Source organism: Chromohalobacter sp. HP20-39, assembly GCF_033052815.1.
Lineage (GTDB): Bacteria > Pseudomonadota > Gammaproteobacteria > Pseudomonadales > Halomonadaceae > Chromohalobacter.
Genome location: NZ_JAWHTP010000015.1, coordinates 1 through 11,054, shown reverse-complemented (window position 1 = coordinate 11,054; position 11,054 = coordinate 1). Strand labels below are relative to the sequence as shown.

At 60.3% G+C, this 11,054-nt stretch carries 8 protein-coding genes; 1 reads left to right on the top strand and 7 read right to left on the bottom strand.

The genetic code is table 11. The features are described 5' to 3' along the window. Positions 1-135 precede the first annotated feature (135 nt). The 7 genes from RVY79_RS16475 to RVY79_RS16445 all read right to left on the bottom strand — a co-directional run bounded on the left by RVY79_RS16475 (position 136) and on the right by RVY79_RS16445 (position 9,808). Positions 136-987, bottom strand: a complete 852-nt coding sequence (locus RVY79_RS16475; RefSeq protein ID WP_317465556.1) for a DNA/RNA non-specific endonuclease — start codon at positions 985-987, stop codon at positions 136-138. Between the two features lie 72 nt (positions 988-1,059). Continuing rightward, on the bottom strand, positions 1,060-1,335 hold the full coding sequence (locus RVY79_RS16470) for an Lrp/AsnC ligand binding domain-containing protein (protein WP_317465555.1): 276 nt from the start codon (positions 1,333-1,335) through the stop codon (positions 1,060-1,062). A gap of 130 nt (positions 1,336-1,465) precedes the next feature. After that, entirely contained in the window at positions 1,466-3,037 is a 1,572-nt protein-coding gene (locus tag RVY79_RS16465; RefSeq protein WP_317465553.1) for a SpoVR family protein, read from the bottom strand. 22 nt (positions 3,038-3,059) lie between these two features. After that, positions 3,060-4,340 carry a YeaH/YhbH family protein gene (locus RVY79_RS16460; protein ID WP_317465551.1) on the bottom strand — a complete coding sequence of 427 codons (1,281 nt, stop codon included), beginning with the start codon at positions 4,338-4,340 and terminating at the stop codon, positions 3,060-3,062. Between the two features lie 74 nt (positions 4,341-4,414). Continuing rightward, positions 4,415-6,337 (bottom strand): PrkA family serine protein kinase, encoded by a 1,923-nt coding sequence (locus tag RVY79_RS16455; RefSeq protein ID WP_317465549.1) that lies wholly within the window; start codon positions 6,335-6,337, stop codon positions 4,415-4,417. Between the two features lie 221 nt (positions 6,338-6,558). Then, positions 6,559-7,608, bottom strand: coding sequence for a low specificity L-threonine aldolase (locus RVY79_RS16450; protein WP_317465548.1), 1,050 nt, complete (start codon positions 7,606-7,608; stop codon positions 6,559-6,561). Between the two features lie 187 nt (positions 7,609-7,795). Further along, a complete protein-coding gene (locus RVY79_RS16445) occupies positions 7,796-9,808 on the bottom strand; it encodes an NADPH-dependent 2,4-dienoyl-CoA reductase (RefSeq protein ID WP_317465547.1) in 2,013 nt (670 codons plus the stop codon). Between the two features lie 145 nt (positions 9,809-9,953). Here RVY79_RS16445 and RVY79_RS16440 point away from each other — a divergent pair, with 145 nt between their 5' ends. Next, positions 9,954-10,901 carry an alpha/beta fold hydrolase gene (locus RVY79_RS16440; protein WP_317465545.1) on the top strand — a complete coding sequence of 316 codons (948 nt, stop codon included), beginning with the start codon at positions 9,954-9,956 and terminating at the stop codon, positions 10,899-10,901. Positions 10,902-11,054 lie beyond the last annotated feature (153 nt).

The following is an 11,054-nucleotide window of genomic DNA, read 5'->3' as shown; positions in this document are numbered from 1 at the left end:
AATTGGTAGACGCGCTAGCTTCAGGTGCTAGTGTCCGTATGGACGTGGAGGTTCAAGTCCTCTCCTGGGCACCATCGTGCATGCTGCTTTCCTAAGTTTCGAAGCTCCCTCTTTTTCTGTAACACCTCTATTCTTTTATGGGTAACGCCCGGGTCGCCGCGCGACACGCTGCAATGCCCAACCTTGCGTCTCGATATCCGCTTCGAAAGGCGTTTCGACCTCATCTGGTAGGCGCGGAAAGAAATCGAGCCGCGTTCTTGCCTCGAGCTCATCGATACTCACCAGAAAACGGTCTAAGGGTTCGTCACCCCTTACCGTCTGCGGGATCAAAAACGCCAGCACTCGCGGATGCTCGCCGGGCGCCACGATAATCTTGTAGAACGCCTCCGGCACCTGGGTAAAACCGATTCGATGCAGAAACTGTGTATCGAAGACCGGCCCCGTCACCACCTGAAGCCGCCCGAAACGCGGTAGAAAATCGTCCATCACGACCTCTTCGAGGCGCTGCCAAACGCGCCGGTTCAAGTCGGGTCGTTGCGGCGTGATGTTGGTCATCTGAAAGGTATCGAGCTGCGCGTCGCGACCGTATACGCGGGCAATGGCGTAGTTGGGCGCCAGGTGGCCGCGATCATAACCACTGCGCGTATACTGATCCGAAGTAACCGGCCATAGTGAACGCCAGTCGCGTACAAACCCATTCGGCCGATCGCCAATGGGGCCATCCGCGGTGTCATGCAGCATGTAACTGACCCACAGCGGGCTGACCCGGATATCCGACCACCCCACCAGGAAGCCGTCGTTGCGCAGCACCCGGTTGAACCCCTGCCAGCTGGCCGTTTGCCACTCAGGCACGCCCATCCAAATGAGCTGCTCACGAACCTCACGCTCCTGCCAGTACCACAGGCCGGAGCCCACCACAGCGAAAATCAAGGCAATGCCCGTGCCGCGCACCAAGCGCCGAAACTGATAGGAAATAACGGCGATCATGCCAGCGACGTATCCTTGTCTTGCAAAAACGAAACGTTAGATGTGTGAATATTCTGCACGCTACGGGCGCCGCTACCACCCCAACGAAAACATGGTCTCGAGGTCGTGGCGAGAATGGACCTGCATGGCATTCAGGGTCTCGGTATCATGGATCCCTTCGACCTGCATCAGTCGCTCTGTCACGAGCTGGGCTAGAGATTCGAAATCACGCGTACGCGCAATCGCGACCAAATCGTAGCGACCGCAAGTGGAAAATACCTCGCTGATTCCCTCCAGGTCGGCCAGTCGTTGAGCGACCGCATTGGTCTGTCCCTTTTCCACGTCGATCAGGATCACCGCGCTTTGCATGACACTCTCCTGCTGCCTAACTGCACTCGAGGGGGCGTTGCATCGGGCTTTTTACCGGCACGCTCAAGATTCACCGCTACGGCACTTTACCGACGGCGCGCGGCCAGTATATCAGCCTTGCGCGCTTCGGCTAGCGACGCATTTCAGCCGCTGCCTCGCCGTCGCCGGGAAGCGGCCACTGATAACGGCGCACGACCTCGTCATCTTCCACCGATTCCAGCTTGACCGTGAACCCCCACAGTTGATGCAGGTGGCGCAACACCGGATACAGGGTCTTGCCCAATGGCCGGCGCTGATCCTGGACGTGGCGCAGGGTCAGCGAACGATCGCCTCGAATATCGGCCTCCCAAACCTGAATATTGGGCTCGCGCAGCGACAAGGCATATTGCGTGGACAACGCCTCGCGCACGCGCCGATAGCCACGCTCATCGTGAATGGCACTGATGGTGAGCATCTCGTCGCGATCATCATCGACGAGGCTGAACAGTTTGAGATCGCGAATCACTCTGGGTGACAGGAACTGCTGAATGAACGACTCGTCCTTGAAGTTGCGCATCGCGAAATGCACCGTCTCCAGCCAATCACTGCCGGCGATCTCCGGAAACCACTCGCGGTCTTCCTCGCTGGGCGCCTCACAGATTCGACGGATGTCCGAAAACATCGCAAACCCCAGGGCATAGGGATTGATACCATTAAAGTGCGGGCTGTCGAACCCCGGCTGCTGCACGACGGCGGTATGCGACTGTAGAAATTCGAGAATCGTGCCCTCGTCGATAAGCTCCTCATCGTAGAGCCGATTCATCAACGTATAGTGCCAGAACGTCGCCCACCCCTCGTTCATCACCTGGGTCTGACGCTGGGGATAAAAATACTGCGCCAGCTTACGCACAATGCGTACGATTTCCCGCTGCCACGACTCGAGAAGCGGCGCGTTCTTTTCCAGAAAATACAACAGATTTTCCTGCGGCTCGGGAGGATAACGCCCGTACTGGTGGAGCCCCAGCGGATCATCGCCATCCTCCGCGAGCGCTTCCAACTCGCCGCGTGGCGCTTTTCCTGGAATCGTGCGCCACAAGGCATTCACCTGCGCCTGGAGATAGGCTTCACGTTCCTGCTGGCGGCGCGCTTCTTCCTCCGAGGAGATTGGTGAGGGACGCTTATAGCGATCGACGCCATAGTTCTGCAGCGCATGACAGGCGTCCAGGAGCTGCTCCACCGCCGTGACACCGTGACGCTGTTCGCACTCGGCAATGTACTTGCGTGCGAACACCAGGTAATCGACGATCGCCGAGGCATCAGTCCAGGTGCGAAATAGATAGTTGCCTTTGAAGAAGGAATTGTGGCCGTAACACGCATGCGCCATGACCAGGATCTGCATCATCAACGTGTTCTCTTCCATGAGATAGGCGATACAGGGGTCGGAGTTGATGACCAACTCGTAGGCCAGCCCCATCTGACCGCGCCGATAAGCCTGCTCGACGGACAGGAACTGTTTGCCGAAGGACCAGTGATGATAGCCCACCGGCATGCCCACGCTGGCGTAGGCATCCATCATCTGCTCGGAGGTAATGATCTCGATCTGATTGGGGTAGATATCCAGACGGTATTCCTTGGCGAGCCGGGCGATCTCGCGTTCATAAGCCGTCAGGATCTCGAAATTCCAGTCCGAACCGGTGGCAATGGGGGTCGATGCGGTACTCATATCACCTCCTCTGCGCGATGCCTCATTGCGCTGTACGCTTTCGGAACAGCTTGCGGAAGACCGGGTAGATGTCGCCCGGCTCGACGATCTGCTGCATCGCGAAGCGCTCAGGGTGGCGCGCCTGCACGCGCTCGTACTCCTCCCACAACGCCTGATGCGAATGCGGAGTAATCTCCACATAGGTGTAGTACTGCAGTTTGGCCATCAGCGACGACATGAGCAGGTCGCGGCAGATAGTCGAGTCGTCGTCCCAGTTGTCGCCGTCGGAGGCCTGAGCAACGTAGAGATTCCACTGCGTGGGCGAATAACGCTGGGCAATGATTTCGTCGACGAGCGTCAACGCACTGGAGACGATGGTCCCGCCGGTTTCGCGTGAGTAGAAGAACTCTTCTTCATCGACTTCCTTGGCTGCCGTGTGATGACGAATGAACACCAGTTCGACCTTCTCATAATTGCGATCCAGGAAGAGATACAGCAGCAGAAAGAAACGTTTTGCGATGTCCTTGTGGCCCTGCGTCATGGAACCGGAGACATCCATGATGCAGAACATCACCGCCTTATTGGAGGGCTGCGGCTGGTCGACGAGATTGTTGTAGCGCAGATCGTAGGTATCGATGAACGGCACCGCGTCCAGGCGCTTCTTCAAACGCTCGACCTCGGCCTTGAGCTCGTGGATGCGCGTCGGATTGCGCAGCACCGGGTCCTTACGCTCCTCCAACTCCAGCGCCTCCTCGGCTTCACGCAGGGCACGCTTGATGGGCGCACGCATGCCGATACGCCGCGCCTGCGCCTCGCGCATCGAGCGCACGATATTGATACGCGACGGTACCCCATCGCGGGAGACCCCGGCCCGCACCGGCCGCACTTCGTCGAGGTCGCGCAGTTGCTTGCGTTCCAGATGCGGTAGTGCCAGACCATCGAAGACGAAATCGAGGAATTCCTCGCGGCTCAAGGTAAATGCGAATTCGTCCATGCCCTCGCCCTGATTGGAGGCACCGCCCTCTCCCGCGCCGCCTGCACCGTCGCCGCTCGGACGCCGTAGACGGTCTCCTTCGACGAACTCCTTATTGCCAGGGCTGACGATAGTTCGCGAGCCGCCGGGACCATGTTGAAATACGGGCTCGGAAATATCCTTGGTGGGGATCGAAACCTTCTCGCCGCGCTCCATGTCGGTAATCGAGCGCCGGTTGACCGCCTCTTCCACCGAGCGCTTGATATGACCACGATAGCGCTGCAGGAAGCGCTGCCGGTTCACGGCGCTCTTGTGCTTGGCATTGGCGCGTCGATCAATGAAGTAGGTCATTGGCGACCTCCTCTGTTCAGTCGCCGGCAGCGGCACGTCTCCGCCGCCGGAGAAGGCCCGGTGTACCCGGGCGACTACTGAGACTTACGAACCCGCAAATACCACTCCGACAGCAAGCGCACCTGCTTCTCGGTATATCCTCGATCGACCATGCGCGCCACGAAATCCTCGTGCTTCTTTCGATCTGCGGTCGAGGCCTTGGCGTTGAAGGAGATCACCGGCAACAACTCCTCAGTGTTGGCGAACATCTTCTTCTCGATCACGCCCTTGAGCTTCTCGTAGGACTGCCAACTAGGATTCATGCCGTTGTTCTGGGCCCGGGCACGCAGCACGAAATTGACCACTTCGTGACGGAAATCCTTGGGGTTGGAAATACCGGCGGGCTTCTCGATCTTCTCTAATTCCTCGTTTAGGGCCTGGCGATTGAACAATTCGCCGGTCTCGGGATCACGGTATTCCTGGTCCTGAATCCAGAAGTCGGCATAGGTCACGTAACGATCGAAGATGTTCTGCCCATACTCGCTATAGGATTCGAGATAGGCGGTCTGGATTTCCTTGCCGATGAAGTCGACATAGCGCGGTGCCAGATACTCCTTGATAAAGCGCAGATAGCGCTCGAAGGTTTCCTTGGGCAGCTGTTCCTGTTCGAGGCGCTGTTCCAGCACATACAGTAGATGCACCGGATTGGCAGCGACTTCGTGGGTATCGAAGTTGAAGACCTTGGAGAGAATCTTGAAGGCGAAACGCGTCGACAGGCCTTCCATGCCCTCGTCGACACCGGCCGCGTCACGGTACTCCTGTAGCGACTTGGCCTTGGGATCGGTGTCCTTCAAGTTCGCGCCGTCATAGACCCGCATCTTGGAATAGATGCTCGAATTCTCGGGTTCCTTGAGACGCGAAAGTACCGAAAATTGCGCCAGCATGCGCAGCGTATCCGGCGCACAGGGCGCGGCATTCAGTGACGAGTGCTCGAGCAGCTTCTTGTAGATGTTGATTTCCTCGGAGACGCGCAGACAATACGGCACCTTGACGATATAGACGCGATCCAGGAAGGCCTCGTTGTTGCGGTTGTTGCGAAACGTCTGCCACTCGCTCTCGTTGGAATGCGCCAGGACGATGCCGTCGAAGGGAATTGCGCCCATGCCCTCGGTGGGGTTGTAGTTACCTTCCTGCGTCGCCGTCAGCAACGGATGCAAGACCTTGATCGGCGCCTTGAACATCTCGACGAACTCCATCAACCCTTGGTTGGCCTTGCACAGGCCACCGGAGAAGCTGTAGGCATCCGGATCATCTTGGGAATAGAGTTCGAGCTGGCGAATGTCGACCTTGCCCACCAGCGAGGAAATATCCTGGTTATTCTCGTCCCCAGGCTCGGTCTTGGAGACGGCAATCTGATTAAGACGCGACGGATAGAGTCGCACGACGCGGAACTGGGAAATATCACCGCCGTATTCCTGCAGGCGCTTGGCGGCCCATGGCGACATCACCGCCCGCAAGTGGCGCTGTGCGATGCCATATTCCTTCTCCAGCAATTCGCCGTCTTCCTCCGGCGAGAATAGCCCCAGCGGTGACTCGAAGACTGGTGAACCCTTGATGGCGTAGAACGGCACATGCTCCATCAACAGCTTGAGACGTTCGGCCAACGAGGATTTACCGCCGCCCACCGGCCCCAGCAGATACAGAATCTGCTTCTTCTCCTCCAGCCCCTGCGCAGCGTGTCGGAAATACGCCACGATCTGCTCGATGGCCTCTTCCATGCCGTAGAATTCGGAAAACGCCGGATAACGACGGATGACCTTGTTACTGAAGATACGTGACAGCCGCGAATCCTTGGCGGTGTCGATGACCTCCGGCTCGCCGATCGCCTCGAGCATGCGCTCCGGCGCGCTGGCATAGACACTAGGCTCTCGGCGACATAGTTCCAGATACTCCTGAAGACTCATCTCCTCTTGCTGAACGCGCTCATAACGGTTCTGAACATGATCGAAGATACTCATTAAACGCCTCCTTTCACGACCCGGGGTCGCTCATCGGATTCTGGGCTATCTATGTATCAGCGTAGACGGATGGAGAAGAAAGGGGTGATGCGAAACGTATTTCCTTTCAACGCAGCGGCACGCCCCTGGACATGAGAGCCCACAAACGGCCATTGGTTCGTTGAAATCCGAAAAAAGCGGGCAAGGCGAGAGCACCACAAGGCCCTCGCCCTGGCACTCGATCAAGCGGCCGACAATGCATCGCGCGCATCGTCGAGCAGCCGATCGAGCAGTGCTTGGGTGGTGTTCCAGGCACAGACGAAGCGCGCACCGCCAGCGCCGATGAAAGTGTAGAACGTCCAACCACGCTGACGCAGCGTCTCGAGGACCGCGACGGGCAACGTCACGAAGACACTGTTGGCCTGGGCGGGAAACATCAATTCGGCCCCCGGCAAGGCGGCGAAGCCCTCCGCAAGATAACGTGCCATGACATTGGCATGCTCGGCGTTACGCAACCAGGCGCCGCTTTCCAACAGCCCCAGCCAAGGCGCGGTGATGAAGCGCATTTTGGAGGACAGTTGCCCCGCTTGCTTGCAGCGGTAACCGAAATCCTCCGCCAGGGCGCTATTGAAAAACACCACCGCCTCGCCCATCGGCAAGCCGTTCTTGGTCCCCGAGAAGCACAACGCATCGACGCCGACCTGCCAGGTGAGTTCCGCCGGGGAAGCCTCGAGCGATGCGCAAGCATTGGCGAAGCGCGCCCCGTCCATGTGCACGTGCAGACCATGTTTATCCGCCATGCCACGAATCGCCATCAGCTCATCGCGGGTATACACGGTGCCTACCTCGGTGGCTTGGGTCAGCGAGATCGTGCGCGGCTTGGGGTAGTGGATGTCGCTGCGCCGCGTCACCAGCGATTCGATACCCTCGGGCGTCAACTTGCCATCCGCACCGGAGCACGTCAGCAGCTTGGCGCCGTTGGAGAAGAACTCCGGGCCGCCGCACTCGTCAGTTTCGATATGCGCCAGCTCATGACAGATAACGCTATGATAGCTCTGTCCCATCGAGGCGAGCGTCAGTGAGTTGGCGGCGGTGCCGTTGAAGACGAAAAACACGTCGCAGTCATAATCGAAGAAACGACGAAAGCGGTCGGCGGCTTTTTGTGTCCAGGCATCGTTGCCATAAGCGAGATCATCGCTTTCGTTGGCGCGCAACAGGTAGTCGAGCGCCTCGGGGCAGATGCCGGAGGTATTGTCGCTGGCCAGAAAACGCGGCGTACAGTCGGATTCCATGCCTTATTGTCCTCATGTGTGGCGAGAAGAAAGACGCTTGAAACGCAACACCAGGCGCCGGGTGCCAACACCTACCGTTAACCTGCAAAAAATTGCGTCTCGATCCAGTCTACTCATCGCCGCCGCTCACCGGAAGCCCGCCGTCACGCACCTTCTTATACACGCACTTTCTTACACAAACGCTTTCTTATAGGCGTGCCGCCAGGCGAGTGCCCTGATCGATGGCCCGCTTGGCATCGAGTTCCGCCGCCGCCTGCGCCCCGCCGATGACATGCACCTCACACCCGGCCGCCGACAACGGCGCCTCGAGATCCTTCACCGGTACCTGGCCGACACACACCACAACCGTCTCCACCTCGAGGCATTCTTGGTCACCATCACGCATGATATGAAGCCCCGCAGCGTCGATGCCGAGATATTCGCAGCCACTCAGCATGCGGACCCCACGCTGGCGCAGCGCGGCACGATGCACCCAGCCAGTGGTCGTGCCCAATCCCTTGCCGGGCTTGCTGGTCTTGCGCTGGAGCAGCGTCACCTCGCGGGGCACCCGCGGCGCTTGCGGTGTCACGAGACCGCCCCGCGCCACCAACGACAGGTCGACGCCCCATTCGGCACACCACGCCTCGCGGTCCAGCGCGGGATGCTCGGCATGAGTCAAGAGCTCCGCGACATCGAAGCCGATCCCGCCGGCGCCGATGATCGCCACGCGCGCGCCGACACACTCGGGGTGCATGATCGCCGTGGGATAGTCCACCACGCGTGGGTCCTCGCTACCAGGCAGCGATAACACACGGGGCGCGACTCCCGATGCCAGCACCACGACATCAAAGGCCTGCAAGCGTTGCGCCTCGACCGATGTATTCAGGCACACCGTCACATCCAGCGCCTCGAGCATGCTGCGGTAATAGCGCAGCGTCTCGTGAAATTCTTCCTTACCGGGGATGCGCTGCGCATAGCGGAATTGCCCCCCGACCTCGGCCTCGCGCTCGAAAAGCGTGACGCGATGACCGCGCTGCGCCGCCGACACGGCGGTCGCCAGCCCCGCCGGCCCGGCCCCGACCACCGCGATATCACGCGGCGTCGTCACGGGCGCGAGCGTCAATTCAGTCTCGTGACAGGCGCGCGGATTGACCAGGCAGGAGGTCAACTTGCCCTGGAAGGTATGATCCAGACAGGCCTGGTTGCAGGCAATGCAGGTATTGATGAACGCTTCACGCCCTTCGCGCGCCTTGGCCACCCACTCGGGATCGGCGAGAAAGGGACGTGCCATCGAGACCATGTCGGCGTGCCCTTCGGCCAGCACACGCTCGGCCACCTCGGGCATATTGATGCGGTTGGTGGCAATCAGCGGCACCTTGAGCACCTCGCGCAGGCGCCGCGTGACCTCGGTGAAGACCGCCCGCGGCACGCTGGTGACGATGGTCGGTACCCGCGCCTCGTGCCAGCCGATCCCGGTATTGATCAGATTGGCGCCTGCTGTCTCGATCGCACGCCCCAGGGCCACGACCTCGTCGTGGCTGCTGCCGTCCTCGACCAGGTCGATCATCGACAGGCGAAAGATGATCAAAAAATCATCGCCCAGTGCCCGGCGAATGCCCTGCACGATCTCCACCGCGAAGCGCATGCGGTTCTCGAACTCCCCACCCCACTCGTCGTCACGGTGATTGGTGCGCCGACACAGGAACTGATTGATCAAGTAGCCTTCCGAGCCCATGACTTCGACGCCGTCATAACCCGCCTCGCGAGCCAATTTGGCGCAATTGACATAGGCCTCGACCTGCTCCGTCACCTCGTCGCCGCTCAACGCCCGGGGCGTGTGCGGATTGATCGGTGCCTTGAGCGCCGAGGGCGCCACCAGGGCGGGCGAATAGGCATAGCGCCCGGCATGCAAGATCTGCATGCAGATATGGCCACCCTCGGCATGTACCGCCTGAGTCACCTGCCGGTGCGCCTCGACTTCTTCCGACTCGGTCAATTTGGCGGCGCCTTCGAACACAGCCCCCTCGGGAATCGGGGCGATGCCACCGGTGACGATCAATGAGACACCCGCTCGTGCCCGCTCGGCATAGAACGCCGCCAGACGCGCGAAGCCGTCGGGCGCTTCCTCGAGATTGGTGTGCATCGAGCCCATCAGAATACGGTTCTCGAGCGTCACGGGGCCCACGGTCAGCGGGCGGAAGAGATGCGGGTACTGAGTCACGGCGTGTCCTCGCTTGCACTCGGTTTCAAACCACCATACATTTTCAAACAACTGTATGAAAAGTGTAGCGAAGGCGTCACGGGAGGCAATCCCGACCAAGGGCGCAGGCAAGACTGCCTTCTCACGCTAGACAAGCGAGACCCGCATGGATTACCAGACCTCTCAACACCGCATTCCCATTGCCACCGGCGGCGAGCTAAACCTCACCCACTTCCAACCGGAACTCACCCACGGCCTGCCCATCCTGTGCTGGCATGGCGCCATCGAGTCGGGGCGCATCTTCCACAGCCGTAGCGGCAAGGGGCTGGCACCCTGGCTCGCCCAGCAGGGCCATGAGGTCATGGTGATCGATCAACGCGGACGCGGCAGCGCCTCGCCGCGTCCGGCACGTGGGGCATCATTCTCGCAGCGCGAAGTCATCATCAATGAAGTCGCCGCCGCGCTGGCCGCCTGCCTGAACCTGAGCGGGCAATCGCGCTGCCATATCATGGCGCATTCCTGGGGTGGCGTCTTGATCGCCGCACACCTGGCGCGCGCCCCCGGCAGTCGCGAGCATATCGCCAGCCAAGTCTATTTCGGCACCAAGCGTCGGGTACGCGTCCAGAATCCCAGCAAGTGGCTCTATATCGACCTGATCTGGAAAGGGCTCGCGCCGCTGGCGCGCGGCCTATGCGGTTACCTGCCGGCGCGCGCGCTACGCTGGGGAAGTGACGACGAATACGCCGCCAGCCATGCGGACAGCGTCGCCTGGGTGCGCGAGACAGCGTGGCAGGACCCCGAGGATGGCTTCGATTACGCCGCCGCCCTGGCGCACGGAGGATTGCCGCCCACACTGCATCTGGCCGGTCATCGCGACAAGGCGCTGGGGCACCCCCGAGACGTGGCGCGCTTCGTCGAGGAATGCGGCCCACATCGGCATGCGCTACGCGTACTGGGACGCGAGAACGGCCAGGGACGGGACTACGGGCATCTGGACATGCTGACGCACCCCGACGCAATGAAAGACATCTACCCGCAGGCACTCGCCTGGTGCCAGGCACATCAGGACGACGCGGTCTCGGTCGAGGAAGACACTGAGAAAACAGCGCGATAGGAGCGTATGCGCATGAAAAAGGAAGGCCCAAACGACAAAACCCCAAGTCAATGACTCAGGGTTGGCCGATGGCGATCGTGGCGGACCGGACGGGACTCGAACCCGCGACCTCCGGCGTGACAGGCCGGCATTCTAACCAACTGAACTACCGGT